The 25,531-nt window shown below is 66.7% G+C and carries 26 protein-coding genes; 14 read left to right on the top strand and 12 right to left on the bottom strand.

Annotated elements, in window-relative coordinates:
* Positions 1 to 92 precede the first annotated feature (92 nt).
* On the bottom strand, positions 93 to 998 hold the full coding sequence (locus ACZY0X_RS21745; protein WP_463773300.1) for an SDR family oxidoreductase: 906 nt from the start codon (positions 996 to 998) through the stop codon (positions 93 to 95).
* Positions 999 to 1,030: 32 nt separating this feature from the next.
* The gene (locus ACZY0X_RS21740) at positions 1,031 to 1,804 is read right to left on the bottom strand and encodes an SDR family oxidoreductase (RefSeq protein ID WP_463773299.1); all 774 of its coding nucleotides are present in this window, start codon (positions 1,802 to 1,804) and stop codon (positions 1,031 to 1,033) included.
* A 65-nt stretch (positions 1,805 to 1,869) separates the two neighbouring features.
* Between ACZY0X_RS21740 and echA20 the strand changes: the two genes are divergently transcribed.
* The 7 genes from echA20 to ACZY0X_RS21705 all read left to right on the top strand — a co-directional run bounded on the left by echA20 (position 1,870) and on the right by ACZY0X_RS21705 (position 8,015).
* A complete protein-coding gene (echA20, locus tag ACZY0X_RS21735) occupies positions 1,870 to 2,628 on the top strand; it encodes a (7aS)-7a-methyl-1,5-dioxo-2,3,5,6,7,7a-hexahydro-1H-indene-carboxyl-CoA hydrolase (RefSeq protein ID WP_463773298.1) in 759 nt (252 codons plus the stop codon).
* A 37-nt stretch (positions 2,629 to 2,665) separates the two neighbouring features.
* Positions 2,666 to 3,565, top strand: a complete 900-nt coding sequence (gene ipdA, locus ACZY0X_RS21730) for a cholesterol ring-cleaving hydrolase subunit IpdA (RefSeq protein ID WP_463773296.1) — start codon at positions 2,666 to 2,668, stop codon at positions 3,563 to 3,565.
* Positions 3,562 to 4,311 (top strand): cholesterol ring-cleaving hydrolase subunit IpdB, encoded by a 750-nt coding sequence (ipdB, locus tag ACZY0X_RS21725; RefSeq protein WP_463773295.1) that lies wholly within the window; start codon positions 3,562 to 3,564, stop codon positions 4,309 to 4,311. Before ipdA ends, ipdB begins: the two co-directional genes overlap by 4 nt.
* A gap of 2 nt (positions 4,312 to 4,313) precedes the next feature.
* On the top strand, positions 4,314 to 5,387 hold the full coding sequence (gene ipdC / locus ACZY0X_RS21720; RefSeq protein WP_463773294.1) for a (3aS,4S,5R,7aS)-5-hydroxy-7a-methyl-1-oxo-octahydro-1H-indene-4-carboxyl-CoA dehydrogenase: 1,074 nt from the start codon (positions 4,314 to 4,316) through the stop codon (positions 5,385 to 5,387).
* Positions 5,388 to 5,433: 46 nt separating this feature from the next.
* Positions 5,434 to 6,081 carry a SatD family protein gene (locus ACZY0X_RS21715; RefSeq protein WP_463773293.1) on the top strand — a complete coding sequence of 216 codons (648 nt, stop codon included), beginning with the start codon at positions 5,434 to 5,436 and terminating at the stop codon, positions 6,079 to 6,081.
* Entirely contained in the window at positions 6,078 to 6,818 is a 741-nt protein-coding gene (locus tag ACZY0X_RS21710) for a hypothetical protein (protein ID WP_463773291.1), read from the top strand. Before ACZY0X_RS21715 ends, ACZY0X_RS21710 begins: the two co-directional genes overlap by 4 nt.
* An 84-nt stretch (positions 6,819 to 6,902) precedes the next feature.
* On the top strand, positions 6,903 to 8,015 hold the full coding sequence (locus ACZY0X_RS21705) for an NDMA-dependent alcohol dehydrogenase (protein WP_463773290.1): 1,113 nt from the start codon (positions 6,903 to 6,905) through the stop codon (positions 8,013 to 8,015).
* 72 nt (positions 8,016 to 8,087) lie between these two features.
* Here the strand turns inward: ACZY0X_RS21705 and ACZY0X_RS21700 are convergent, their stop codons facing one another.
* From ACZY0X_RS21700 to ACZY0X_RS21685, 4 genes are all read right to left on the bottom strand, one after another.
* Positions 8,088 to 8,957 (bottom strand): endonuclease domain-containing protein, encoded by an 870-nt coding sequence (locus ACZY0X_RS21700; protein WP_463773289.1) that lies wholly within the window; start codon positions 8,955 to 8,957, stop codon positions 8,088 to 8,090.
* 159 nt (positions 8,958 to 9,116) lie between these two features.
* On the bottom strand, positions 9,117 to 10,265 hold the full coding sequence (gene fadA6 / locus ACZY0X_RS21695; RefSeq protein WP_463773287.1) for a steroid 3-ketoacyl-CoA thiolase FadA6: 1,149 nt from the start codon (positions 10,263 to 10,265) through the stop codon (positions 9,117 to 9,119).
* 2 nt (positions 10,266 to 10,267) lie between these two features.
* A complete protein-coding gene (kstR2, locus tag ACZY0X_RS21690; RefSeq protein WP_354523035.1) occupies positions 10,268 to 10,861 on the bottom strand; it encodes a TetR family transcriptional regulator KstR2 in 594 nt (197 codons plus the stop codon).
* A 45-nt stretch (positions 10,862 to 10,906) separates the two neighbouring features.
* Positions 10,907 to 12,217 carry an MFS transporter gene (locus ACZY0X_RS21685; RefSeq protein WP_463773286.1) on the bottom strand — a complete coding sequence of 437 codons (1,311 nt, stop codon included), beginning with the start codon at positions 12,215 to 12,217 and terminating at the stop codon, positions 10,907 to 10,909.
* Positions 12,218 to 12,583: 366 nt separating this feature from the next.
* On the opposite strand from ACZY0X_RS21685, the gene ACZY0X_RS21680 reads away from it, so the two are divergent.
* From ACZY0X_RS21680 to ACZY0X_RS21650, 7 genes are all read left to right on the top strand, one after another.
* Complete coding sequence (locus tag ACZY0X_RS21680) at positions 12,584 to 13,585, top strand: LacI family DNA-binding transcriptional regulator (protein WP_463773285.1); 1,002 nt, start codon at positions 12,584 to 12,586, stop codon at positions 13,583 to 13,585.
* 74 nt (positions 13,586 to 13,659) lie between these two features.
* The gene (locus ACZY0X_RS21675) at positions 13,660 to 14,877 is read left to right on the top strand and encodes a hypothetical protein (RefSeq protein ID WP_463773283.1); all 1,218 of its coding nucleotides are present in this window, start codon (positions 13,660 to 13,662) and stop codon (positions 14,875 to 14,877) included.
* Positions 14,864 to 16,417 carry a class I adenylate-forming enzyme family protein gene (locus ACZY0X_RS21670; RefSeq protein WP_463773282.1) on the top strand — a complete coding sequence of 518 codons (1,554 nt, stop codon included), beginning with the start codon at positions 14,864 to 14,866 and terminating at the stop codon, positions 16,415 to 16,417. Before ACZY0X_RS21675 ends, ACZY0X_RS21670 begins: the two co-directional genes overlap by 14 nt.
* A 3-nt stretch (positions 16,418 to 16,420) precedes the next feature.
* Entirely contained in the window at positions 16,421 to 17,551 is a 1,131-nt protein-coding gene (locus ACZY0X_RS21665) for a CaiB/BaiF CoA transferase family protein (RefSeq protein WP_463773280.1), read from the top strand.
* Positions 17,548 to 18,363: an enoyl-CoA hydratase/isomerase family protein gene (locus ACZY0X_RS21660; protein WP_463773279.1), complete on the top strand. Its 816-nt coding sequence runs from the start codon at positions 17,548 to 17,550 to the stop codon at positions 18,361 to 18,363. The genes ACZY0X_RS21665 and ACZY0X_RS21660 overlap by 4 nt, the downstream gene beginning before the upstream one ends.
* A gap of 33 nt (positions 18,364 to 18,396) precedes the next feature.
* A complete protein-coding gene (locus ACZY0X_RS21655) occupies positions 18,397 to 19,008 on the top strand; it encodes a bifunctional 4-hydroxy-2-oxoglutarate aldolase/2-dehydro-3-deoxy-phosphogluconate aldolase (RefSeq protein WP_463773278.1) in 612 nt (203 codons plus the stop codon).
* A complete protein-coding gene (locus ACZY0X_RS21650) occupies positions 19,005 to 19,964 on the top strand; it encodes a sugar kinase (protein ID WP_463773276.1) in 960 nt (319 codons plus the stop codon). The genes ACZY0X_RS21655 and ACZY0X_RS21650 overlap by 4 nt, the downstream gene beginning before the upstream one ends.
* 27 nt (positions 19,965 to 19,991) lie before the next feature.
* On the opposite strand, the gene ACZY0X_RS21645 is transcribed toward ACZY0X_RS21650, so the two are convergent.
* The 6 genes from ACZY0X_RS21645 to ipdE1 form a co-directional block, all read right to left on the bottom strand.
* A complete protein-coding gene (locus tag ACZY0X_RS21645) occupies positions 19,992 to 21,521 on the bottom strand; it encodes a DUF4153 domain-containing protein (RefSeq protein ID WP_463773275.1) in 1,530 nt (509 codons plus the stop codon).
* Positions 21,518 to 22,543 (bottom strand): HAMP domain-containing sensor histidine kinase, encoded by a 1,026-nt coding sequence (locus ACZY0X_RS21640; RefSeq protein ID WP_463773273.1) that lies wholly within the window; start codon positions 22,541 to 22,543, stop codon positions 21,518 to 21,520. Before ACZY0X_RS21640 ends, ACZY0X_RS21645 begins: the two co-directional genes overlap by 4 nt.
* Entirely contained in the window at positions 22,540 to 23,205 is a 666-nt protein-coding gene (locus ACZY0X_RS21635; protein ID WP_463773272.1) for a response regulator transcription factor, read from the bottom strand. The genes ACZY0X_RS21640 and ACZY0X_RS21635 overlap by 4 nt, the downstream gene beginning before the upstream one ends.
* Positions 23,206 to 23,278: 73 nt before the next feature.
* Positions 23,279 to 23,539 carry a hypothetical protein gene (locus ACZY0X_RS21630; protein WP_463773271.1) on the bottom strand — a complete coding sequence of 87 codons (261 nt, stop codon included), beginning with the start codon at positions 23,537 to 23,539 and terminating at the stop codon, positions 23,279 to 23,281.
* A 19-nt stretch (positions 23,540 to 23,558) separates the two neighbouring features.
* Complete coding sequence (gene ipdF / locus ACZY0X_RS21625; protein ID WP_463773269.1) at positions 23,559 to 24,377, bottom strand: (5R,7aS)-5-hydroxy-7a-methyl-1-oxo-2,3,5,6,7,7a-hexahydro-1H-indene-carboxyl-CoA reductase; 819 nt, start codon at positions 24,375 to 24,377, stop codon at positions 23,559 to 23,561.
* Entirely contained in the window at positions 24,377 to 25,525 is a 1,149-nt protein-coding gene (gene ipdE1, locus ACZY0X_RS21620) for an acyl-CoA dehydrogenase IpdE1 (protein ID WP_463773268.1), read from the bottom strand. The genes ipdF and ipdE1 overlap by 1 nt, the downstream gene beginning before the upstream one ends.
* Positions 25,526 to 25,531 lie beyond the last annotated feature (6 nt).

Raw genomic sequence — 25,531 nt, 5'->3', positions numbered from 1 at the left:
GTTACCGCCGGACTGTTCGGGGCGACGGCCGGGGTGCTCTGGCTGTTGTGCGTGTACGTCGTTGCCAGTTCGGACGTGGCCTAGCGCCCAGGTCAGGCGCCGAAGACCGGCAGCGGCGTCCGCGACTTCGCCAGCAGGTCCGACACCACGGGGCCCAGTTCGGCTGGGTCCCAACGGGCGCCCTTGTCGACCTCGCCCCCGCGGGCCCAGCCCTCGGCGACGCGGATGATGCCGCCCTCGACCTCGAACACGCGGCCGGTGACCTCGCGGGACTCGACGCTGCCCAGCCACACCAACAGGGGTGAGACGTTCTCCGGCGCCATGGCGTCGAACGCGGACTCCTGCGTCGACATCATGTCGGCGAACACAGTCTCGGTCATCCGGGTGCGTGCCGACGGTGCGATGGCGTTGACGGTCACGCCGTAGCGGCCCATCTCGGCGGAGGCCACCAGTGTCAGCGCGGCGATACCCGCCTTGGCGGCGCTGTAGTTGGCCTGCCCCACGCTGCCCTGCAGACCCGCACCGCTGCTGGTGTTGATGATGCGTGCGTCGACCGCGTTGCCCGCCTTGGACTGCGCCCGCCAGTACGCCGCAGCGTGTTTCATCGTGGCGAAGTGTCCCTTGAGGTGAACCGCCGTGACGGCGTCGAACTCCTCCTCGCTGGTGTTGGCGAACATCCGGTCCCGCACGATGCCTGCGTTGTTGACCAACACGTCGAGCCCGCCGAACGCGTCGACCGCGGTCTGGATCAGGCCCTCGGCCTGCGCCCAGTCGGCGACGTTCGCCCCACTGGTGACGGCTTCCCCACCGGCGGCGACGATCTCATCGACGACGCCCTGCGCGGCACTACCGCCACCTGCGGCCGAGCCGTCCAGTCCCACGCCGATGTCGTTGACCACGACACGGGCACCCTCGGCGGCGAATGCCAGGGCGTGCGCCCGGCCGAGGCCGCCACCCGCGCCCGTCACGATGACCACACGTCCGTCAAGCAGTCCCATATTCGTTGTCTCCCTATATGTTCGAAGATGCGCTATTTGATGTCAGCAGTGGTTGTGGACAGGTAGTGCGGCGGCTCGCCACCGCCGTGCACCTCGAGCGATGCGCCGCTGATGTATGACGCGGCGTCAGAGGCCAGGAACGCGGTCGCCCAGCCGACGTCAGTCGGCTTGGCCAACCGGCCGAGGGGGACGTTGCGTGAGATCGCCGCGATCGAGTCGGCATCGCCGTAGAAGAGTTCGGACTGCTCGGTCTCGACCATCCCCACGACGACGGAGTTCACCCGAACCCTCGGCGCCCACTCCACGGCCAGCGTCTTGGTCAGGTTGTCCACGCCCGCCTTGGCCGCACCGTAGGCGGCGGTGCCCGGGGTTGGCCGGCCTCCGCTGACGCTAGAGACGTTGACTATTGTCCCGCCGCTGTCCTGGTTCTGCATGACAGCGTTCGCATGCTGCGAAACCGACAGCGGGCCAAGGAGGTTGAGTTCGATGATCTTGCTGTTGAACTTCGCCGACGCGTCGGCGGCCAGAACGTAGGGCGATCCGCCCGCGTTGTTGACCACGACGTCGAGGCGGCCGTGCTTACCGACGATGGCGTCGATGAGCGCTTTCACCGAGTCGTCGTCACGGACGTCGCAGGAGTGGAACTCATAGGGCGAGCCTTCGACGGGGCGTCGGGCACACGTCACGACGGTCGCCCCCTGATCGGCGAACACGGCACTGATACCGGCGCCGACCCCTCGTACGCCGCCGGTCACCAGAACTACCCGGCCACCCAGTTGCAGATTGATTCCAGCCCCGTCGGTCACTGTGCTAGCGTACCAAGCAAGTGCTTGCTTAGGTAGCCACCCCCCGGAGTAGCTGAGGTATTCGCATGACGATCACCACCAAAACGGTCGAACCGGGCATCGTCTCGGTCACCGTCGACTATCCAAAGGTCAACGCCATCCCGTCACGGGGATGGTTCGAACTCGGCGACGCCATCACCGCGGCGGGCCGCGACCGCAGCACCCACGTGGTGATCCTGCGCGCCGAGGGCCGCGGCTTCAACGCCGGCGTCGACATCAAGGAGATGCAGAACACCGAGGGCTTCACAGCGCTCATCGACGCCAATCGCGGCTGCTTCCACGCGTTCCGCTCGGTCTACGAGTGTGAGGTGCCGGTCGTCGCGGCCGTCAACGGCTTCTGCGTCGGCGGCGGTATCGGACTGGTCGGCAACGCCGACGTCATCGTCGCCTCCGATGACGCCACGTTCGGGCTGCCGGAGGTGGAACGCGGCGCACTCGGCGCGGCCACCCACCTGTCGCGCCTCGTCCCCCAGCACATGATGCGGCGACTGTTCTACACAGCCGCCACCGTGGATGCGCAGACCCTGCATCACTTCGGCTCGGTGCACGAGGTCGTGCCGCGCGCAGACCTCGACGAGTCCGCGCTTCGGGTGGCTCGCGACATCGCCAGCAAGGACACCCGGGTGATCCGCGCCGCCAAGGAGGCGCTCAACTACATCGACGTCCAGCCGGTCAACGCCAGGTACCGGATGGAGCAGGGCTTCACCTTCGAACTCAACCTGGCTGGGGTGTCCGACGAGCACCGCGACGCGTTCGCTGGAACGAAGAAGGGATCCGAGAAGTAATGATTCGGCGGGCACGAGCGAAGCGAGCGGGGAAGTAATGGCAGACAAACGGACCACTCTGGACGAGGCCGTCTCGTCCATCGAGAGCGGTATGACCATCGGTATTGGTGGCTGGGGATCGCGGCGCAAGCCGATGGCCTTCGTGCGGGCTCTGTTGCGCACCGACGTCACCGATCTGACCGTTGTGACCTACGGCGGTCCCGATCTCGGACTGCTGTGCTCGGCAGGCAAGGTCAAGCGCGCCTACTACGGCTTCGTCTCGCTGGACTCGCCGCCGTTCTACGACCCCTGGTTCGCCAAGGCCCGCACCACCGGTGCGATCGAGGCCCGCGAGATGGACGAGGGCATGGTGCGGTGCGGACTGCAGGCCGCGGCACAGCGGCTGCCGTTCCTGCCGATCCGCGCCGGACTCGGCAGCGACGTCCGAGCGTTCTGGGGCGACGAGCTGAAGACCGTCACCTCGCCCTACCCCACCGATGGGCACTTCGAGGAACTGATCGCGATGCCCGCGCTGAACCTCGACGCGGCGTTCGTGCACATGAACCTCGGTGACGCACAGGGCAATGCGGCCTACACCGGGATCGACCCGTACTTCGACGACCTGTACCTGATGGCCGCGCAACGTCGCTTCCTGAGCGTGGAGCGCGTCGTGTCCACCGAGGAACTCATCAAGTCGGTGCCGCCGCAAGCACTCCTGATCAACCGGATGATGGTCGACTCCGTCGTCGAGGCACCCGGTGGAGCCCACTTCACCACCGCCGAACCCGATTACAAGCGGGACGAGAAGTTCCAACGCCACTACGCCGAAGCCGCAGGCTCCGACGAGACGTGGCAGGAGTTCGTCGCCACCTACCTGTCCGGTAGCGAGGCCGACTACCAGGCCGCAGTCCGCAAGTTCGCCGAAGAGCAAGCCGCCGCAAAGGAGGCGTCCAAGTGATCTCCGTGACCCGAGCCGAGGTGTGCGCCGTCGCGTGCGCCGAACTGTTCCGCGATGCAGGCGAGATCATGGTGAGCCCGATGACGACCATCGTGTCGGTCGGTGCTCGCCTGGCCCGGCTGACGTTCTCCCCCGACATCGTGCTCAGCGATGGCGAGGCCCGACTGCTGGCCGATACCCCCGCCATCGGCGCGACCGGCGCCATCGAGGGTTGGATGCCGTTCGGCCGAGTCTTCGAGACGCTGGCCTGGGGTCGGCGCCACGTCGTCATGGGCGCCAACCAGATCGACCGCTACGGCAATCAGAACCTGTCGGCGTTCGGCCCGGTTCAGCACCCGAAGCGTCAGATGTTCGGTGTCCGTGGCGCGCCCGGCAACACCATCAACCACGCCACCAGCTACTGGGTCGGCAACCACTCGGCGCGCGTGTTCGGCGACAACGTCGACATCGTGTCGGGCATCGGCTGGGACAAGGTTGACCCCGATAACCCCGCCTATCGGTTCGTCAACGTGTTCCGGGTGGTGAGCAACCTCGGCGTGTTCGACTTCAACGGTCCCGACCGTCAGATGCGGGCGGTGTCGCTGCACCCCGGCGTCGACGCTCAGCAGGTCGCCGAGAACACCGGCTTCGAGGTGCACGGCCTGGACTCCGCCGACACCACGCGCCTGCCCACCGACGAAGAGCAGAGGCTGCTGCGCGAGGTCATCGATCCCAAGTCGCTGCGGGACAAGGAAGTCAAGGTCTGATCATGGGCAAGCTGCGCACACCGCTGACCGAGCTGGTCGGCATCGAGCATCCGGTCGTGCAGACCGGTATGGGCTGGGTCGCGGGTGCGCGGCTGGTCGCTGCGACCTCCAACGCCGGCGGACTGGGCATCCTGGCCTCAGCCACCATGACGCTCGAGGAGCTGCAGACCGCCGTCACCAAGGTCAAGGCCACCACCGACAAACCCTTCGGCATCAACATGCGTGCCGACCTCGGCGACGCCAATGATCGCGTCGACCTTCTGATCCGCGAAGGAGTCAAAGTCGCCTCCTTCGCTTTGGCACCCAAGCCCGAGCTGATCGCCAAGCTCAAAGATGCGGGCGTCGTGGTGATCCCGTCGGTCGGGCTGGCCAAGCACGCCAAGAAGGTGGCCAGCTGGGGCGCCGACGCGGTCATGGTGCAGGGCGGCGAGGGCGGTGGGCACACCGGCCCGGTCGCCACCACCCTGCTGCTGCCCTCGGTGCTCGATGCCGTTAAGGACACCGGGATACCGGTCATCGCCGCCGGTGGCTTCTTCGACGGCCGCGGCCTGGCCGCCGCACTGTCCTACGGTGCGGCCGGCGTCGGCATGGGGACCCGGTTCCTGCTGACGTCGGACTCGACGGTGCCCGACGCGGTCAAGCGGCGCTACCTGGACGCCGGCCTGGACGGCACCGTGGTGTCGACCCGCGTCGACGGCATGCCGCACCGCGTGCTGCGAACCGGCCTGGTCGAGAAGCTGGAGAGCGGATCACCCGTGCGCGGTTTCACCGCCGCGATCGGCAACGCCCAGAAGTTCAAGAAGATGTCCGGCCGCAGCTGGAAATCGATGATCAGCGACGGACTGGCCATGCGGCACGGCAAGGAACTGACCTGGTCGCAGGTCGTGATGGCCGGTAACACGCCGATGCTGCTGAAGGCCGGCCTCGTCGAGGGCAACACCGACGCCGGTGTGCTGGCATCGGGGCAGGTGGCGGGCATCATCGACGACCTGCCGTCGTGCGCCGAGCTGATCGACTCGATCGTGGCCGACGCCGTGAGGCACTTGACTGAAGCGTCCTCCTTCATTCAGCCATAGTGAAGTAAATAGCTTCATTTGATCCGAATTAAGCTATTGTCTTCATATGGCCGATGTGCAGCCGTCAGGTTCATCGAGAGCGACGCTGATCGGTGACGTCGTGGACTCACGCGGTTCCGCCGACCGGCGCGCGTTGCACCACGACCTGACCGCAGTCCTGCGCGCCGTCGCCCACAACGCGATCGACGCCCCGGCGTTCACAGTCGGCGACGAGTTTCAGGGCAGTTACGCCACCGTCGGCGAGGCCATCGCCGCGGCATGGGCGGTGCGTCTCGCGGTCGCCCCCGAGGTGGACGTCAGATTCGGTATCGGGTGGGGCGCGGTCAGCGTGCTCGACGAGGCCACCGGAATCCAGGACGGCCCCGGCTGGTGGTCGGCACGGGCCGCGATCGAGTGGACCGCCGACGCGCAACGGCAACCGGGACTCGCCCTGGTGCGCATCACCTACCGCAACGTCGGGAGCGACGGACCGTCCGCCGACACCGTCAACGCCGCACTGATGTGTCGGGACCACATGTTTGGATCACTCGATGAACGGTCCATCCGCATCCTGAGAGGTCTCATGTCCAACCGGTCGAAGAAGGATCTCGCCGCCGCGGAGAAGATCAGCCCGTCGGCGGTCTCCCAGCGCGTGAGCCGCGACGGTCTGGACCTCATCGTGCTTGCCTCGCAATACCTCTCGGAGATCCGATGAGCATGCTGGCGGTGTTGCTCATCGCCGTCGGCGTTGGTGACATCAGCCGGCGGCTGATCCGCACGACGTGGCTGCCGCCGCTGATCGGTATGACAGTCCTGGTGGGCGTTGCGCTGCCGGCCGGGCTCTGGCACCTCGGTGACCTTGTGCTGCTTGCGATCGCGGCCATCGCGTGCGTCGGATGGCAGGTGACATGCGAGCGCGCCGAGCGGACCGGTCGGTATCAGGCGACGCCGCTGGTGGTGTTCGGGATGACTATCGCGGTGCTGATCCTGTTGTCCGGCTGGGCATCCGATGTCGGTGGCCTCATCGGCCGCTGGACGTCGTGGGTGGGACTGGATGCCTCACCTGGCCGCGTATTGATGGTGCTCGGCGTGCTGCTGGTGCAACTGGCGACGGCCAATCAGGTGGTACGACTGGTCCTCGGTTCGGTGGGCGCGGTCAAGCCCGCCGGCCAGCCGCAGGCATCGGATCAGCTGAAGGGCGGCCGGCTGCTTGGTCCGATGGAGCGTCTCCTCATCGTCGGGCTGGGCCTGGCCGGCCAACTGACCATGGCGTCGGCGGTGGTGGCGGCCAAGAGCATCATCCGGTTCCCCGAGATCAGCTCCAAGCGCGACCGCGACGGCAACGCCGAGCGCGTCGGAATCGATGACGTCACCGAGTACTTCCTGGTAGGCAGCCTTGCCAGCTGGATCCTGGCGTTCGGCAGCCTGGCCTTGGTCGCCGCGACGCACTGACACCTCGAAGCTGCGAAAACGGCTCTGCGGGCCCGCGGCGTTCCTACTACTCGGCTCACGGACAACTGTGCGGGGGACGAGCACATGAAGATGAATGCGGCCGTGTTGTGGGACGTGAACACCGACTGGAGCGTCGAGGAGGTAGAACTCGACGGCCCGCAGGAGGGCGAGGTCCTGGTGTCGTTCGAGGCGACCGGGCTCTGCCACTCCGACCACCACGCGCGAACCGGAGACCTCCCCGCGCCCTTTCCGTTCATCGGCGGCCACGAGGGCGCCGGGATCGTGCGAGAGGTCGGCCCCGGCGTCCGGGACCTGAAACCCGGCGACCACGTCGTCGCTTCGTTCCTGCCGGCATGCGGCCGCTGCCGCTGGTGCGCCAGCGGACATCAGAACCTGTGTGACCTCGGCGCGCTCATCCTGACCGGAACCCAGGTCGACGGCACGTACCGCCGACACGTGCGGGGCCAAGACGTCGGCGCCGCTTCCCTGCTGGGTACCTTCGCGCAGTACGGCACGGTGTCGGAGACCTCGCTGGTCAAGATCGACGACGACATCCCGCTGTCTCGGGCGTGCCTGATTGGCTGCGGCGTCACCACCGGTTGGGGATCGGCAGTCAACACCGCGCGGGTCAGCCCCGGTGACACGGTTGTTGTGATCGGCTGCGGCGGCGTCGGCAGCGGTGCGATCCAGGGTGCCCAGCTTGCAGGCGCAGAGAAGATCGTCGTGGTCGATATCGTGGAAAGTAAGCGCGACAAGGCTTTCCAGTTCGGAGCCACCCATTTCGTCACGTCGATGCCAGAGGCAATGGCGTTGGTCGCCGACCTGACGCGGGGCGTGATGGCGGATTCCGCCCTGCTCACGGTGGGCGTCGCGGAGGGCCCGATGATCGGCGAGGCGCTCGACATCGTCCGCAAGGGCGGCGCGGTGGTGTTGACGGCGATCGCGTCGATGGCCGACGTCACGCCGACGCTGCCGATGGCGTTCTTCACGCTCTTCCAGAAGCGCCTGCTGGGCAGCCTCTACGGCGAGGCCAACCCGCGGGCAGACATCCCCCGGCTACTCAGCCTGTACCGCGACGGCAAGCTACTCCTCGACGAAGCCGTGACCGCGGAGTACAAGCTGAACGACATCAACGAGGCCTACGACGACATGCTCGCGGGCCGCAACATCCGCGGCGTCGTCATTCACGACCACTGACCCACACCACCATTTGTGAATTTCACGACGAAATCGGCCGCTCAGCGTCGTCAGGTTCACAAACGCGCCGTCTCACCACGTGAAGCCCCGCTCGAGCAGCGCGTTCTCGACGCGTGACACGTAGGTCGCACGCCGGAACTTGAGCAAGTCGCGGCTGGCCCTGATCACGCACCAGCCCAGCCGGGTCAGCTCGAACTGCTTGTCGATATCGCGTTGTCGTACGGCGGGTTCGCTCCAGTGCTGCGGACCGTCGTACTCGATCGCCACTTTCACGTCGTCGTAGGCCATGTCGACACGCGCGACGAATCCGCCGAACTCATCGAAGATCTCCACCTGGGTTCGCGGGGCAGGCAGTCCCGCGTCAATGAGCGCCAGCCTCGCGACTGTCTCCTGCGGCGACTCGGCGCCACCGTCGATCAGCGGAAGCAGCCGCCGTAGACGCGGCAGGCCTCTGGCTCCCGGGTGGGCAGCGATGACAGCCTCGACATCGACGACCTTCACACCGGTCGCATTGGCCAGCGCGTCGAGACGTTGCACGGCCTGAACGCGGCCGGCGGTGTGGCGACCGGTATCGAATGCCGTTCGGGCAGGGGTGGTTACAGCCATCGCGCCGAGGTTCAGCGTCTCCCCCGGTGCGAGCGACTCGGTGCGGACGACGAGCCGCGCCGGCGACTTCCGGTTGTCATGGATCAGCTCGGCTGGGTGTCTCCCGTCGACCCATTTGACGCCGAGCATCGCGGCGGCCGACTGGCCCGCCACGACACCGCGGCGCTTCGACCACAGCCACGCGGCCTCGGCGCGCTGTCGTGCCGAGACTTCGACACCTCGCGGCACGTACACGCCGGGATACAGCGGCTCATAGGACTTGCGCATCGCGCGCTCGGGGATGGCGGCGCTGGATAACGCCTCAGCGCCGACGAACGGCCACGGTATGTCGCCCACGCCTCGCAGCCTGCGTGCGAGGTCTGACGCGTTAAGTCCCCGCGTCGCGGTTATCCACAGGCACGCCTCGGCCAACCGCCGCTCGTTTGTGAATCTGACGACGAAATCGGCCTCGAAACGTCGTCAGATTCACAACGGCGCGAAGACTCGGCGGGAAACCTAGAGGCGCTCGATGATGGTGACGTTGGCGGTGCCGCCGCCCTCACACATCGTCTGCAGGCCGTAGCGACCGCCTGTGCGCTCCAAGGTGTTCAGCATGGTGGCGAACAGCTTGGCACCGGTCGCGCCGAGCGGATGTCCGAGCGCGATACCGCCGCCGCTGGGGTTTACCTTCGCCGGGTCGGCGCCGGTCTCCTTGAGCCATGCCATCACGACGGGCGCGAAGGCCTCGTTGATCTCGATGGTGTCGATATCGTCGATCGACAGCCCGGTCTTCTCCAGCGCGAAGTGCGTCGCCGGGATCGGGCCGGTCAGCATGAACACCGGGTCGGCACCACGGGCGCTGATGTGGTGGATGCGAGCCCGCGGCTTCAGCCCGTGCTCCTTGACCGCCTTCTCGGACGCGAGAAGTACCGCGCTGGCGCCATCGGAGATCTGGCTCGCCATCGCTGCGGTCAGGCGGCCGCCCTCGACGAGGGTCTTGAGCCCGGCCATCTTCTCCAGCGAGGTATCCCGCGGACCTTCGTCGGTGACGAAGCCGTCTACCGAGATGATCTCCTTCTCGAAGTGCCCGGCGCGGATGGCCTCCTGCGCACGCTGGTGGCTGGTCAGCGAGAACTGCTCCATCTCCTCGCGCGACAGGTTCCACTTCTCGGCGATCATCTCGGAGCCCCGGAACTGCGAGATCTCCTGGTCGCCGTAGCGGTGCAGCCAACTCTTGGACTCGTTGGTGGGCGATGTGAAGCCGAACTGCTCGCCGACGATCATCGCGGAGCTGATCGGAATCTGGCTCATGTTCTGCATGCCACCGGCGACGATGACGTCGGCGGTACCCGACAAGATCGCCTGTGCGCCAAAGGAGATGGCCTGCTGGCTCGACCCGCACTGACGGTCGACGGTGACGCCGGGCACCTCCTCGGGGAAGCCCGCGGCCAGCCACGACAGCCGTGCGATGTTGCCCGCCTGGCCACCGATGGCGTCGACGCAGCCGGCGATCACGTCGTCGACGGCACCCGGGTCGACGTCGTTGCGCTCGAACAGCCCACGCCAGACGGTGGCTCCGAGGTCGACGGGGTGCAGGCCGGCCAGCGATCCATTGCGCTTACCAACCGCGGTTCGCACAGCGTCGATGATGTACGCCTCGGCCATTTCTAGACTCCTTCTGTCGTGATGCCGCCAAGAACGATGGCGAGGTACTGGCGGCCGACCTGCTCGGCCGTGAGCGGCCCGCCTGGCTGATACCAGCGGACCGAGACCCAGGTGGTGTCGCGGATGAAGCGGTAGACGAGGTCGACGTCGAGGTCGGGTCGGAAACAGCCCTGCGCGACGCCCTGCTTCAGGATGTCCACCCACATGCTGCGCTGTTCGCGGTTGCGCTCGTCGACGAAGTCGAACTGCGGCAGCGACGACAGGCGCTTAGCCTCGTCCTGGTAGATGACGACCTGGGCGTGGCGGTGCTCGATCGCCTCGAACGAGGTCATGAAGAGCCCCGTGACACGCGCCAACGGGTCGGGTTCGGTCTCGACGATCTGCTGGTAGCGCGCGAACAGCCAGTCGAGGAAGTCGCGCAGGACCTCCTCGACCATCTGCTCCTTGGACTTGAAGTGGTGATAGAGACTGCCGGAGAGGATTCCCGCCGAGTCGGCGATGTCGCGCACGGTGGTGGCGCGCAGACCGCGCTCGGCGAACATCGTCGCGGCGAGGTCTAACAACTCGTCACGGCGGCTGAGCGGCGCCTTCTCCACCCACCCAGAGTATCAACCAAGCGCTTGCTCGGCTAGCTCGACTCCCTACGCCACGGGGACCGCTGGCGTTCGGGCCCGGTTCCGGTGATGAACCCCGACTGCGATCAGGCCGCCCACAGCGCACAGCTGCAGTGCGATGAGATACCAGGCCGGTGAAAGCAGGCTTCCACTGGAGGAGATCAGTGCCGTGACGATATAGGGGGCGAAGCCACCGAAGGCGGCATTGGCTACGGCGTAGACGATCGACAGATATGAGGCCCGCACATTGTCGGGTATCAGTTCGGACAGCATCGCGGTGGTGGGGCCGGCGGTGAGGCCGAGGAAGATCGCGAAGAGCACGACCGCGACACCAATCCGGATCGCTCCGCCTTGAATCAGCAGGTAATACCCCGGAACTGCGACCACGGCCAGTCCGACCGCGCCGACAGTCATGACCTTCCACCGGGCGATGCGATCGGCAAGCCAGCCGCCGAGAACGATGAATCCCGCGTAGGCGGTCAAACCGACGAGCGATGCCGTCAGCCCTTCCGACAACGGCCGGTGCAGGACGCCGCCGAAGAATGCGGGCAGGAACTGCAGGGTGGCGTATCCGCCCGCGGTCCACGACACTATGGCTGCCGTACCGGCCAGGATCATTCGCCAATGCCCTCGGAACACGTCTCGCACGGGATGTTCGGAGACCCTGCCCTCGTCCCGCATCTGGGCGAACGCGGGCGTCTCGTCGATGTGGCGCCGGATGTACCAACCGATGATGCCAAGGGGAAGCGCGAGCAGGAACGGGATGCGCCACCCCGTCGAGTGAAGGAACTCTTCGGACATGCTCGACGTCAGGGCGGTGCCCAACCCGGCAGAAACGGCTAATGCGGCCACGATGCTGGCGGGCTGAACCGATCCGAAAAGACCCCGCTTGTCCGGTGTCGAGTGTTCGAAGAGCAACGACGCCGCGCCGCCGAACTCGCCACCGGCGGAGAAGCCCTGGACCAGGCGCAACACGATGAGTGCGAGTGGAGCGAGGACGCCGACAGCGTCATACGACGGCAGCAGTCCGATCAGCGTGGTCGCGCCTGCCATGGTCAAGATGACGACCGACAGCACCCACCGCCGGCCTCTGCGATCACCGAGGTTGCCGAACACCAGGGCCCCGATCGGGCGCAGCACGAATGCCGCACCGAATACCGCCAAGGTGGCCAACAATCCGTTCAAGCCATTGGATTTGGGAAAGAACACCTCGGCGAGAACGGGCGCGAAGTAGCCGTAGATCGCGAAGTCGTACCACTCGACGAAGTTGCCGGCGGCCGCCGCGGCGATGATCTTGGGTTTTCCGACTGGCCGCGGGGTGGTTTCTGCGGTGTTCACAGGCCTCCTTATGGAAGTGGCGACGATAGGCGGTGCGGGCTGCGACGGCTACGCGGCCACCTCAGCCTGGTTGGTAATACGATTTACCAGACCCTACGATATGACTCGGATCACTGTCAACGACCCGATGAAATTCAGGCCTCCGGCGCCGCCGATCGTGGCCATCGTTCTGCGCCTTGGTAATTCACGCCATGCGTGCGACGCACAACCCGCCGCCGGTGTCCGGACGCGAAGCGAATCGTCAGGTTCGGTCGGGAAGCCGCGGGTCGCCCACCGTAAGGTAAAGCTCGCCGGACCAGGGTTAGATCGATCGGGAGGCAACGCGTGGCGACACCTTCAAGAGGGTCGACGGCTACCGCGGCCGACGTGGCACGACTGGCCGGTGTGTCGCCCGGTGTGGTGTCCCGACTTCTCAATGGCGACGAGACGCTGCGGGCCCGCGAGGAGACCAAACAGCGAGTTCGCCAGGCCGCCGCTGAGCTCGACTACACACCCAACTTCGCCGCCCGAGCACTGCGAAAGGCCAAGGTCGGGGTGATCGGCCTAGCGGTCCACGACGCGAGCAACCCGATCTACAGCCAGATCATCGCGGGGGCACAGGCTGAGGCGACCCGAGCCGGTTATGCCCTGATGCTGGCCGACGTCGATGCCCTGGCGACCGATCGCACCCTGTTCCAGCGTGTCGTGGCCAGCGGGGCGATCGACGGTCTTCTACTCCAACGCGCCGGCACCGCGTCCGACGCCCCGGTGGCGAAGATCGCCGCCGAACGGGTGCCGACTGTGCTGCTCAATGACCGCTCCCGCGGCACCATCGGCAGCGTGGCGGTTGATGACTACGGCGCTGCCCGGCTCGCCGTCTCGCATCTCATCGAACTCGGCCACCGCGACATCGGCCTGTTGCACGTCGACGGGCCGGCGAACCGCACCAGCCCACGGCGCAAAGGCTGGGCAGATTCGCTTGCGGCAGCCGGACTTCCCGCACCTGACACGCGCGTCGTCGCTGGTGGCCACACACCGGAGGCGGGGTACCGCGGAATGAGCACGCTGCTCGCGACGCCCCACCGGCCCACCGCGGTGTTCATCGCGAACTCGTTCTCCGCGGTTGGCGCCCTGGCTGCGGCGAACGACGCCGGGGTCGATGTTCCGGGCGATCTGTCGGTCATCGGATTGCACGACATGGCCTTGGCCGAGTTCCTTCGTCCCACATTGACGGTGGTCCGCCTCCCCCTGTTCGAACTCGGCGTGCGCGCTGTCACTTTGATGCTCGAGCAACTGGACGATGGGCCAGCGCGCCACGAGCGCATCGCCGATCCGGCGCCGGCCCTGGTGGTACGCGCGTCCGCCGCGCCACCCCGACCCGGCCGCTAACTGGGTTCACCACACTCGTCTTGACAAATCCTTCCCCGGTGGTAAATCGTATTACCAACTGAGGAGGTTGTGCTGTGCAGGAGTCCCGCCGGTCCGGCGCCGGAAGCCGACCGCTTCGCGGAATCACTTGGGATCATCCCCGCGGAGTCGCCGCGCTTTCCGCGTGCGCAGCGCAGTTCCGTCGCGAGACCGGCATCGCGGTGCAGTGGACGCCCCGGCCGCTCAAGGCATTTGAAGAGGTTCCCATCGTCGACCTCGCCGGTGACTACGACCTGGTGGCGCTCGACCATCCATTCATCGGTGACGCCGTGGCGGGCGGCGCGTTGGCCGCGCTCGATGACTTCTGGTCACCCGACGACATCGCGGATCGTATGAACGATTCGGCAGGACCCAGTCACGCCAGTTATCAGTGGGACGGGCGACTGTGGGGCGGTGCGGTCGATGCGGCCTGCATGGTCAGCGCGCATCAGCAGGATCGCGTGGAAATCGCCGAGGTGCCGACGCACTGGGACGCGGTGGAGCAGTTCGCACACCACCACGGACGCGAAAAGGTACTAATTGCCGCAAATCCCACGCATCTGTGGGGCACCTTGTTATCCGTGTGCGAAGCCGTCGCCGACGCCGATTCCAGCCACCAACGGAGTCGGCGCGCGGACGGCCGTCCGGACTGGTTCAGCGATTCCGGGATCGACACCGGCGTGCTCACCGCGGCGCTCGGGCACACCGCGGCGGTGCTACGGCACTGCGCACCGGAATCACTGCGGTGCGATCCGATCACCGTGCTCGAGCGACTGGCGGATCCCACCGACGTCGCCATCTACAGCCCGTTGGTATTCGGATACATCACCTACTCGCAGCCCACGGACCGTGGAGAGGTCGTCACATTCACTGACGCCCCGACCCTCGGCTGCATCAACGCATCCGTCGGCACCCTGACGGGGGGAGTTGGGCTGTCGGTATCGGCTGGATCGGAATTCGGCTCCGAGGCAGCTGAATTCGTTCGCTATGCAACGTCCGGTCCGATTCAGCAGGGTCTGTACAGCGCAGCAGGCGGTCAGGCAGGCCGCCGTTCGGTGTGGACCGACAGCCGCATCAACGAGCAGGTAAGCGATTTCTACCGCGGCACATTGGCCACGATGGACCGGGCCTTTCTGCGGCCGCGGCTCCGGGGATACCCGGCATACCAACACGCAGCCTCGCACGCTGTGCACGCATCGATCACTGCTGGCACCCCCGCCGGTGACGTGGTAACCGTCATCAATCGACTGTGGCGCGAGCATGTCCACAGCTGAGGGCCCCGCCACGGTGGCAGCGCAACTTGCCGCGGTCGAAGGGCTGCATGGCAATCACCGTGCACTGTGCTCGGCAACCGGATCCAGCGACGCGCTGACGTTCAACGATGTCGCTGAACTCGCCCGAGCCGCCACCGCGCTCTGGGCCGCACACGGCGCCGTACCCGGCGATCGGGTCATGTTGGTGCTGTCCAACAGCATGATCCTGCGAATCCTGGAACGTGCAGTCCTCGGCTCCGGGCTGGTGAGGGTGGCGCTGTCACCGCGGTTGCATCCACGCGAGGTCGCCGCCATCGCGATCGACTGTGAGGCCAGCACAGTCTGCTGCACAGCCGAGGCGCATGACGCTATTCGTGCCGCGCTCGACGAGATGCGATGTTCTGCGGTCCTTTTCGTATGCGATGACGAGCCAGGTCCCGGCGTACTGTCGCCCTCGTCGCTGAGCGGTCAGCCGTCAGCTTCGAAGATCTCCTGGCCCGCGCCGGAGCCCAATGACATCGCGATGCTGATGTACAGCTCGGGGACCACCGGAAGGCCAAAGGCCGCCGTCGTCACCCACCGCACGTGGGTAGCGCAGACGAATCGCGCGCTTGATCAGCTGCCACCATTGAGTCCAGACGATGTGGTGCTGGCGGTCGCCCCGATGACGCACTTCGGCGGTTCCATCGGACTTGACAGCGCGGTGTGCGGTGCGGCGACGGTGACCATGTCGAAGTTCGACCCCCATGTGGTGCTCAAGGCGATCGACTCGTTCGGGGTGACCGTGTTGCCGCTGGCCCCCGTCATGCTCGAACGCATCACCCGAGCCGCGGTGGAATCCCACTGGGCACCGGCCGGACTTCGCGCGATACCCTACGGTGGCTCACCGATCTCACTCGAGGTGCTGCGGTTGGCACACAACACTTTTCCCGGCACACTGGTCCAGTTCTACGGTCTGGCCGAAGCGCTCGCTCCCCTGACGGTCCTGACACCAGAGGATCACTCGACCACCGATCCCAACAGGTTGAGTTCTGCCGGACGCGTCTGCAGGGGTGTTGAACTCCGCATAGTCGACGGAGAGGTCGTCGTTCGGGCAGACACCGTGATGCCCGAATACTGGAACCGGGCCGGACTGACCGCAGAAGTGCTGTCTGACGGCTGGTTTCGCACCGGTGATCTGGCCCGAATCGACAGCGATGGATACGTTCACCTGCTCGGCCGCAGCACCGACGTGATTGTCAGCGGCGGCTTCAATGTCCATCCCGCCGAAGTCGAATGCGTGCTCACCGCGCTCGACGACGTGCGCGAGGCAGCAGTCCTCGGGCTGCCCCACCCCGTGTGGGGAGAAGGCGTCACCGCTGCCGTGGTGCTCGAGCCGGCGTCACGTGGACTCGACCCGGAATCGCTGTCAGACCGTATCGCCGCGGCGTGCGCCCGGCGCATCGCCGGCTACAAGAAGCCGGTAGCCGTGCACGTTGTCGACGAACTCCCACGCAATCCAGCCGGCAAGCTCGACCGCACCGCGCTGCGGAATCGCCTGTCCCAACCAGAGAAGGACTGAGCCATGCAAGCACTCGACTCCATCCGCATCCTTGACTTCACTCAGATGATGCTGGGCCCGTTCGCCACCCAACTGCTCGCTGACCTCGGTGCCGACGTCATCAAGGTGGAGAGGCCCGATGGTGAATGGGAACGCGACCTGGCAATGATGGGTGGCTACGTTTCCGGGCAGTCGGCCGCCTTCCTCGCGATGAATCGCAACAAACGCTCGATCGCTCTCGATCTCAAACAGCCCAGCACCCGCGCGGCACTTCTCGAACTGGCGGCTACCTGCGATGTCGTCGTCGAGAACTTCCGACCGGGCGTGATGGACCGTCTCGGACTGGGTTACAACGACTTCAAGGCCGTCAGGGACGACATCATCTACTGCTCGGGATCAGGCTGGGGCCAGGACACCGCGCTGGCCAGGGAGGGTCGGCCCGGACAAGATCTGCTGATCCAAGCCATGTCCGGGCTTGCCGCCTCGACGGGCCGGCGCGGCGATCCGCCAACCCCCGCCGGCACCGCGATCGTCGATCACGCCACTGCGCTGACGCTCGCCAACGGAATCCTCGCGGCGATCATCGCCAGAGACACCCATGGGGTCGGCCAGCGGGTGGAGGTCGACCTGTACTCGGTCGCCATCGCCATGCAGTGCCAGGAGATCTCGGCGCAGGTCAACCAGAACACCGAGTACCAACGATCCGAATCCGGGATCGGACAGTCGTGGCTGTCCGCCCCGTTCGGGGTATACGAGACCAGCGACGGCTGGATGGCCATCGCAATGGCGCCACTCGAGGACATCGCCGCCGCACTGGAACAGCCCGAACTGGCCGGGTTCGACGCCTGGACCGAACGAGATATCGCCAAGCAGAGCATCGAGCGGACGATCCGAACGAACACCACCCGACACTGGCTCGACATCCTTGTCCCCGCGGGCATCTGGGCCGCCGCGGTGCGCACCACCAAGGAGGCCGTCGACGAGCTGCGCGATATCGACTCCGACCTACTCGTCACCGTGGATGGCCCAGCGGGCACCCCGATCGAGCTCGTCGGGTGCCCCATCAAACTCAGTGCAACCCCGTGGCAGCAGCGCCTGTCACCGCCGCGGGTGGGTGAACACACCGCAGAGCTTCTCGGAAGGGGAAAGGCATGACCTCAAACACCATTGAGTACCCCCACCCCCACCTGGCAGTCGAAGACCACAGTGTCGAAGACGGCGCTGCCATCCGTGTCCTGCGTATCGACCGGGTAGAGAAGCTCGGCGCTCTCTCGGGTGACCTGGTGGCCGCGCTAGGCGTACAGATCGCCCGGATCAGAAGCAGCCGCACCATCCGAGCGGTCGTACTGACCGGCACCGGGCGCGGATTCATCGCAGGCGCCGATGTCGGCGAGTACTTTCAGGCCTCCGTCGAGGAGTTCAGCGAGTATCAGCTCACATCCCGCCGCGTGTTCGAGTCATTGGAGGCCCTACCGCAGCCCACCGTCGCCGCAGTCAACGGCTACGCGTTCGGCGGCGGTTTCGAGCTGGCCCTGTGCTGCGACTTCATCATCGCGTCCGAGCACGCGCGCTTCGCCCTACCCGAAGTCAAACTCGGCTTGATACCCGGGGGCGGTGGGACGCAGCGCCTTGCGCAGAGCGCGGGTGCCCGATTCACCAAAGAGATCGTGATGACGGGTCGGACCATCAGACCGGATGAGGCGCTGCGGCGCGATCTCCTGATCGAGGTCACTGACGCCGAGCAATTGCTGCCCCGCGCAATCGATTTCGCAACCACTCTGGCGACCAGTGCGCCACGTGCGGTCCGGGAGGCAAAGCGGGTGATCGATGACGGAATCGTCAGTGATCGCCGTGCCGCGTTGACCGCCGAGCAGAGCGCGCTCGGCCGTCTGTTCGACAGCGCCGACGGCCGCGAGGGTATCGACGCCTTCGTCCACAAGCGACACGCACGCTTCACCGGCGCCTGACAGTCCGCCCCAATCCGAACGGAACCTCGCATCATGAGCCAGTCCGCTGATCGACTCCTCGCAGTCCTTCGAGCTCCCACTGCGGAGTCGTTTCCCACTCTTGCCGCCATTCTCGTCGACGAGGGATTCCGGCGTATCGAAGTCACCCTGTCCACGGCAGGCGGGATCGACGCCATCCGCAGCATCCGGGAATCTGCACCCGACGACGTCGTCGTCGGCGCCGGGTCGGTCACGACCGTAACCCAAGTGCACGAGGCTTCAAGCGCCGGAGCGTCATTCGTCGTCTCGCCCCACACCGACCTGGCTGTCGTACGCGCGGCGACTGCTCTTGGCCTCGAGGTCTACCCAGGCGCTTTCACCCCCACCGAGGTGTGCGCCGCCTGGGCAGCCGGAGTGACGGCGGTGAAATTGTTTCCGGCCGGCCGGCTCGGCATCGGCTACCTCCGCGACATCAGGGCGCCGCTGCCAGACATCCCTCTCATCCCCACCGGCGGCATCGGACTCGAGGACATCGGCGACTGGCTCGATGCCGGGGCCCGGGCGGTCGGCCTCGGCTCGGTATTGCAGGGGGACTATCACCGAAGCGGAGACGACGCGGGCCTACGTACCCGCGCCGCAGTTGCCGTGCGAAACGCAAGCCGATGACGCAACGCATTCCTTCTCTGGTCACCGTCGGCGAGACGATGGGCCTGCTCGCCTCCCCCTCCCCCGGCCCCCTGCGACACCAAACCCACCTGGCCCTGTCCATCGGCGGTGCCGAGTCGAACGTGGCGATCGGGGTTGCTCGCCTGGGGATACGCTCGACCTGGATATCGAGGCTGGGCGCAGACGCCATCGGCGATCTCATCGAGCGCGAACTGACAGCTGAGCACGTTCGTGTCGTCGCGTGCCGCGAGCCGAGCCGACCCACCGGCCTGATGATCAAGAACCGGCATTCGATAACGCACACCGAAGTTCTCTACTACCGCTCGACAAGCGCAGCGACCGCGCTCACGCCAGCTGATATTGATGAAGGCGTGCTCGACGGCGCGACATATGTCCACCTCTCCGGGATCACACCGGCGCTGAGCGAGAGTTGCCGCGCCACGGTCGAGCACATCCTCGCGCTTGCCCATGCTCGCGGCATCCCCATCTCGTTCGACGTCAATTACCGCAGCGCACTGTGGGATCAGCAGACCGCAGCAGAGATCCTCACACCGATGCTCGGCCAGGCCGATATCGTCTTCGCCGGCCTCGACGAGGCCCACATGTTCACCGGCGCCCGAGATCTACGCGCAACGTGCGAGGCAATGACTGCGCTCGCACGCGGCTACGCGGTGGTCAAGCTGGGCGAGGAGGGGGCGGCAGCATCGGTCGGCGGTGAATTCCACCGTCAACACCCGCACCAGGTCACCTCAGTCGACACCGTCGGCGCCGGAGACGCTTTCGTCGCCGGGTATCTCGCGCACACCATGACGGGTCATACCGTCCCGGAGAGCTTGGCGGCAGCAGCAGTGTGCGGAGCCCTGGCCTGCACTGTGCCCGGTGACTGGCAGGGCGCACCGACAACCGCCGATCTCATGCGTGCCATGTCGCCGGCCGCTGACCCGGTCCGCCGGTGAGTCCCTTCGTGAACGGACCGGCTCGAACTACTCGACGTACTGCGGGCAGGTGGCGGTCGCCGGGTCATCACCGCTGGCGCGCCACCGCGACAGGTTGAACTCGTACCACGCGTCCGGCGCGTCAGCGCGATAGTCCGCGCACTGCCGCATCGCCTCGGGCAGCCGGGCCAACGCGGACTCGGCATCCGATGACAGCGACAGCAGGTACGAGGCGTCCAGCTGCCCCGTCTGCTCATAGCGGTCGATATTGCGCTCGGCGATCAGCCGCTCCGGGTTGATCGCCGCCAGCCCGAGCAGCGCAACGGCACCGGACACCAGGACCGCGCGCGGCAGCCAACGTGCCGTCATGCCGACGCCTGCGAGCGCAATCAGCACGAACACCGCGCCGAGCCACACCTCGATCGTGATGACCACTAGCCGCTGCACGCTGAAGCCGTACGCCTCCTGATAGAGCCACATTCGGTGGATCGCCGAGATCACCACGACCACCGAGGTGACGCACGTCGTCCCGACAAGCAATCGCAACACCCGCCGGTCGGCATCGGTCACGCGGGCCGCCACCCGCACGACGACGGAGATCACCAGCAGTGTCAGCGCCGAGACCCAGAGCAGCTGCCAGAACCCCTGCCGCGCGTACTCGGCGTACGTCAGCCCCTCGGTTTCGAGGACGTGGCGGTGGCCTCCGAAGAGGACCGTCGCCTGTACGGCTACGAACGCCACGAACAACGCGTCGAGCACACCCAGCGGCACCGCCCACTCCCACCTCGGCACGGGTCGCATCGCCGCGGGCGCCAGGGCGTCCAGCCGCGGCGCGAAGCGCACAAGATAGCCACCGCCGAGCACGAATCCCGCGGCGAGCGCGAACACCAGAGCACGCGGCACGACTCTGTCGAGGTCCAGAGTGGGGATGACGTTGTCGATCAGGTGCGCGAACGCGGGATCCGCAGCGGTGAACAGACCACCGAACACCAGCACCAGCGTCACCGTGATCCCGACGACGGCCGCGGCGCGGGTCAACTTCGCCCGACCCACCGCGTGCGGCGCCAACTCGGGCGCCGACCGTCGCACCCAACCAGTCAACCGGGCAGGCAGCAGCCACGGCACGAAAGGCGCCGCGAACACCGCGGTCCAGGTGCGACCGCCGATTAGCGTGCACCAACCGACCAGCCATGCCGCCATGATGCAGAGCACGCCGAGCCACTCCGCCGCGAGCACGGCCGGCACCGACAGCAGCGCGAGCGTCACCGCCATGCCCAGCCAATCGCCGCGACCGGGCCGACGCTCACCGATGCCGTAGACCACGCCGAACACCAGCACGCCGACGACGAGGTAGCCGATGCTCAGCACCATCGGCCGCCACACCACGGCACCGAGTGCGCCGACCACCAGGGCGGCCACCAGGAGCCGGCGCGGCGCCCGCGCCAGCGGATCGAGGGGCCACACGCGGTGCGGCCAGACGGTCCAGCCGGGCTCGCCGTAGCCGGGGCGCGCGGGCCCCAGCAGCGGCGGCAGGGGTGGGGATGGCGCTGCCTGCCGGCCAGGAACCAGCACGGTCATATGAACTCCTCGGTCGTCTGGGGGATGGTGACCGCTATGCGGCAGCCGGTACTGGTGTCCATGACTTCGACTGCGCCACCGTGCAGTTCGGCCGCCCACCGAGCGATCGCCAACCCGAGGCCTGTGCCTCCCGCCGACGTCGCACCACGGGTGAAGCGCTGGAACAACCGTTCACGTTCGGCAGCCGGTATGCCCGGGCCCTCGTCGCACACCTCCAGGCGCAGTTCCGTGAGCGTGGCGGCACTCGCGTCGACCGACACGCGACCCCCAGCTGGACTGTGCCGAATCGCGTTGTCCACCAGGTTGACGACGACCTGCCGAAGCCGCGCCGGGTCCGCGACGGCGATCAGGTTCGGCGGCGACACCCGCACCACGATCTCGACATCGGGTGTCGACACCGCGACGTGCGCGATCGCCTCGCCGAGAAACTCGCCGACTCGGAATGGGCCCTGCTGCAGCGAGATCGCACCGCCCTCGAGCCGCGACAGGTCAAGCAGGTTGGTCACCAGCTCGCCGAGTCGCTCGGTCTGCGACAACGCCAACCGCATGGTCTCGGCATCCGGTTTTGCCACACCGTCGACGACGTTCTCCAGCAGCGCGTGCAACGCCGCGATGGGTGTCCGGAGTTCATGCGAGACATTGGCGATGAGCCCGCGCCGGTACTCGTCGGCGGCACCCAGATCGGCCGCCATCTGGTTGTAGGCCGTAGCCAGCTGTCCCACCTCGTCCCTGGACGTGGCGCGCACACGCACGCTGTAGTCACCCCGCGCCATGGCACGGGCTGCCGCGGTCATCTGACGCAGCGGGGAGGTCATCCCGTGCGCGAGAAACTGAGTGAAGACGAGCGAGACGACGAGCGCGGCGAGCAGCGTGTATCGGAGCTGCCACCCCGCGCCGATCTGGAACGTGAACGCGATAAGGGTGATGGCGCTGACAACCAGCAGACCCATCTTGACCTTGAACGAGGCGAACGGGTCCAACGGGCGCGGCAGACGGTCCCATACGGCGGCCAGCCCGCTCATCGTGGCGGCTCCAGCGCGTAGCCGACGCCGTGCACCGTGCGGATGAGTTCCGCTCCGAGCTTGCGCCGCAATGCCTTCACGTGGCTGTCCACCGTGCGGGTCTCCACCCCCGAGGCCCAGCCCCAGACATGCTCCAGGAGCGTCTCACGGGGCACCGCAGCCCTTGGCCTCCCCGCGAGGAAGGCCAGCACGTCGAATTCCAGCTTGGTGAGGTGGATTTCCTCATCGGCCCGGTGAACACGACGCGCCTGCACGTCGATTCGGTAGTCACCGACCGAGACCGGTGATGTCTCGCTCGTCCGATCCGCGCGGCGCAGCAACACACGAACGCGCGCGACGAGTTCGCGCATGCTGAAGGGTTTGGTCAGATAGTCGTCGGCCCCTATGCCCAGGCCCACCAGCATGTCGGTCTCGTCGCTGCGGGCCGTGAGCATTAGTACCGGCGTCGGGCGCACGGCGTGGATGCGCCGGCACACCTCCAGGCCGTCGAACCCGGGCAGCATGACGTCGAGCACCACCAGGTCGGGATCGGTCGCCGCAGCCATCGCTACCGCAGACGGTCCGTCGACGGCGGTTTCCACCAGGAATTCCTCGGCACGAAGGCGAGCGGCCACCGCCGCCAGGATGGTCGGCTCGTCGTCGACCACCAGGATTCGCTTCACACTCCAGACTGTAAGTGCCTGGTGTGGTGCTTCCGGGGTGCAGTTGTGAAGATACGGTGGAGAAAGGCTGGCGTCAGCCGAGGTCGCCGATCTTGACGTCCTGTTTGTCCTCGGGCGTGCAGAGCTTCGCGAAGGCGGATCGCTGGGACACGATGTCACCCGTCGACGAGTTCTTGCCGTCGCGCTCCTTCAGGTACCTGGCCACGGTCGCGTCCTGGTCCTCGGTGCGCATTGCCAGGAAGTCCGCGCATGTTGTGCGGCCGCCCGAGTTGCTGGCGCCCGAGCATCCGGTCAGTACCGCCACCACAGCCAGGGCCAACGCCAGTCGCTTCACGCCGCCCAGCGTACGGGGCTCACGCGCGCTGACTGGATACCGATATGACCTCTCCGGTCAGGTAACTGGAGTAGTCACTGGCCAGAAACGCGATAGTGGTCGCGATCTCCCATGGCTCGGCCGCCCTGCCGAAGGCCTCATCGCCGGCGAGCCGGTCCAACAGTTCAGTCGAGCTGGTCTTCTCAAGGAACTTGTGTCGCGCGATGCTCGGGGACACCGCGTTGATGCGGACGCCGAACTCGACGGCCTCGATTGCGCTGCAGCGGGTCAGCGCCATCACACCGGCCTTGGCCGCCGCGTAGTGCGACTGGGAGTGCTGTGCGCGCCAACCCAACACACTCGCGTTGTTGACGATGACTCCGCCCCGGCTGATGTCGCCGGCGGCCCGGCTCCGGTGGTCCACGTCACGGAAGTAGCGCAGCGCCGCGCGGGTCGCGCGCATCACCGAGGTGAGCGTGACGTTGACGACGCGGTCCCATTCGTCGTCGGTCATATCGATGACCGGTGTCTGCCCACCCAGGCCCGCGTTGTTGACCAGCACGTCGAGCCGGCCCATCTTCTCCACGGCAGTGGAGATCAGCGCGTCGACAGCCTCGGTCGATGTCACGTCACACACCACCGCGTCGACACGGCCCAGGCCCAGACCCGCCAGCTCGTCGCGCGTCTCACCGAGGCGGCGTTCGTGGAAATCGGACACCACGACATCGGCGCCCTCCAGCAGCGCCCGCCGTGCGGTCGTCGAACCGATGCCGGTTCCCGCGGCTGCCGTCACCAGCACGACCTTGCCCTTGAGCAATCCGTGGCCGTCGATCTCCTTGGGCGCAACCGCCAGACTCATTAGCCCTTGACCTCTCGTGGCAGGCCGAGCACGCGCTCGGCGATGATGTTTCGCTGAATCTCGTTGGAACCGCCGTAAATCGTGTCCGAACGGGAGAAGAGGTAGAGCCGCTGCCACTCGTCGAACTCGCCGCCGACGAGCGCCAGGCCCGCCATCCCCTGAATGTCCATCGCGATCTCGCCGAGTTCGCGATGCCAGTTGGCCCACAACAACTTCGACACGTTGTCCTGACCCGGCTGCTCGACGTCCATCGTGGCCAGCGCGTAGGACCGCATGGTCTGCAGACCGGCCCAGGACCGGGTGAGTCGTTCCCGCACCAGCGGATCGTCGATCGCGCCGGTCTGCTTGGCCAGCTCCACCAGGCCGGAAAGCTCACGTGCGTAACGGATCTGCTGACCGAGCGTGGAGACGCCACGCTCGAAGGTCAGGGTGCCCATGGCGACCCGCCAACCGTCGCCCGGCTCCCCCACCACCAGCGCGGCGTCGGTGCGGGCGTCATCGAAGAAGACCTCGTTGAACTCCGAGTCGCCGGTCAGCTGGACGATCGGACGGATCTCCACCCCCGGCTGATCGAGAGGCACCAGCAGGTAGGACAGTCCGGCGTGCCGCTTGGAGCCCTTCTCCGTGCGGGCGATCACGAAGCACCACTGCGCCCAGTGCGCCAGTGACGTCCACACCTTCTGCCCGTTGATCACCCAGGCGTCGCCGTCGAGCTCGGCCGACGTCGACACATTGGCGAGGTCGCTACCGGCACCGGGCTCGGAGTAGCCCTGTGACCAGAGTTCGGTGACGTCGAGAATCTTGGGCAGGAAGCGCTTCTGCTGTTCGGGCGTGCCGTGGGCGATCAGCGTCGGACCCAGGAGTTCCTCACCGAAGTGATTGACCTTGTCCGGCGCGTCGGCCTTGGCGTACTCCTCGTAGAACGCAACGCGGTGCGCCACCGACAACCCACGACCGCCGTGTTCCACCGGCCAGCCCAGACACGTCAGCCCCGCCTTCGCGAGATGCTGGTTCCAGGCGCGCCGTTCCTCGAACGCCTCGTGCTCACGTCCGGGCCCACCCAGACCCTTGAGTGCCGCGTACTCACCGACCAAGTTGTCGGCGAGCCATTGCCGGACCTCGGTCCGGAACTCCTCGACTTCCAACATTCTTGT

The sequence above is a fragment of the Mycobacterium sp. IDUB_39 genome, assembly GCF_055419205.1.
Note: the sequence above shows the minus strand (reverse complement) of the source record. Positions and strands in the feature narration are given on the sequence as shown.